Origin of the sequence: Actinoplanes sp. NPDC089786 (assembly GCF_040684855.1) — a bacterium.
Lineage (GTDB): Bacteria > Actinomycetota > Actinomycetes > Mycobacteriales > Micromonosporaceae > Actinoplanes.
This window is the reverse complement of sequence record NZ_JBFBGU010000074.1, coordinates 1-1,743: the sequence shown is the minus strand read 5'-3', so window position 1 is coordinate 1,743 and position 1,743 is coordinate 1. Positions and strand designations below refer to the sequence as shown.

Sequence of the window (1,743 nt, the reverse complement as noted above, 5' to 3'; positions counted from 1 at the left end):
CGGCTAGCCCCGCTTTCCGCACGTCGGTGATCGTGGGTGGGTTCGGCGCGGCGGGTTGGTGATGAGGGTGACCGGTGGCAGCGTGTCTGGGTTGTGAGAGAGCGTGCGCGGTACGGGTCGGTGCCGGCGGTGGAGAAGGCGTTGGGGTCGTTGCCGGTGGTCGCGGCGTTCGCCGGCCGGCTGCGGATTCGGGATGTCATCGATGGGTTGTGCCCGGTCGATGACCGGTCGGAGTTGACGCATGGTCAGGTGATCGAGTCGCTGGTCGCGAACCGGTTGACCTCGCCGGAACCCCTCGTCCGGGTGCAGGACTGGGCCGGTGGGTACGCGGTCGAGGAGGTCTTCGGCATCCGGCCGCAACAGCTCAACGACGACCGGGTCGGCCGGGCGTTGGACGCGATCGCGCCGCAGGTGGACTCGATCGCCGGGTCGGTCGGCGCGGCCGCGATCGAGGTGTTCGGTATCGATGTGTCCCGGATGCATTGGGACATGACCTCGATCTCGCTGCATGGCGAGTACGAGCAGACCGACGAGGACTATGCGGCGCCGAAGTTCGGCCATCCCAAGGACCGGCGGCCGGACTTGAAACAGATCCAGACCGGGATCGCGGTGACCGGCGACGGCGGGGTGCCGCTGTTCCACCGGGCGTACGACGGCGGTGCGGGTGAGGTCGCCCAGGTCGTGCCGATGATGAAGGCGTTACAGAAGATCGCCACCAGCCGCCGCATGTTGATCGTCGGGGACTCGAAACTGGTCTCCTACGACAACCTGACCACGATGCACGCCGACGAGGTGACGTTCGTGGCGCCGGCGTCGAAGGTGTACGTCAAAGCCGATGCCCTCGCGGGCCTGGATCTGCAGCGGGCTACCCGGGTCGACTACGTCGCCGCCCGGGACCAGAGCAAAGATCCCGACAAGCGGGGGACGTGGCACGTGTACGAGGACACCATGACCCTGGCCGGACCCCGGAAGAAGGATCCCGTACTCACCCTGCGCCGGGTGTTCGTGCACTCCAGTGCCCGCGCTGGTGCCGCCGCGAGCGCCCGGGCCCAGAAACTCGACCGGGCCCGCGACGACCTGGCCCGGCTCCAGCGCGGGCTGGGCTCGCGGCACTACCCGGACGTCGCAGCGGTCGAGGCCCGCCTGGCCGTGATCACCAAGACCCGCCGGGTCGCCGCCTACCTGCGCACCACGACCGGCACCGGCACCGACACCGGGAAACCCGCCCTGGACTGGCACTTCGACCAGCAGGCGATCGACGCCGAAGCGGCTACCGACGGCTGGTACGCGCTGCTGACCAACCTGGAGGTCGAGCAGGCCGACGCCACCCAGGTCCTGCTGCACTACAAAGGCCAGGAAGCCGTCGAACGCCGCTACTCCACGTTCAAAGGACCCCTCGCCGTCGCCGCGATCTACCTGAAGAACAACCGCCGGATCACCGCCATGATCACCGTGATCTGCCTCGCCCTGCTCATCTTCAGCCTGATCGAACGCCAGGCCAGAGCCGCTCTACACGCACAAAACCGGACCACCGTCGCCGGCCTCTACGCCCGCCGGCCCGCGATCCCGACCACCCGGCTGATCTTCCAAGCCCTCGCCGGCATCAGACTTATCCCCGCGGCCGACGGCGACCCCCACACCATCCCTCAACCCACATCCCTGCAACTCGAACTCCTCGACCTACTCGACGTCAACCCGCTGGAATGGTGCTGACGATCGCCGACCTGCGGAACACGGGGCTAG

The 1,743-nt window shown here is 68.2% G+C and carries 1 protein-coding gene; it reads left to right on the top strand.

Annotated features, from left to right (window positions below; all coding sequences use genetic code 11):
- Positions 1 to 93 precede the first annotated feature (93 nt).
- Entirely contained in the window at positions 94 to 1,713 is a 1,620-nt protein-coding gene (locus tag AB0O15_RS47935) for an IS1634 family transposase (RefSeq protein WP_364334928.1), read from the top strand.
- The last annotated feature ends 30 nt before the right edge of the window (positions 1,714 to 1,743 follow it).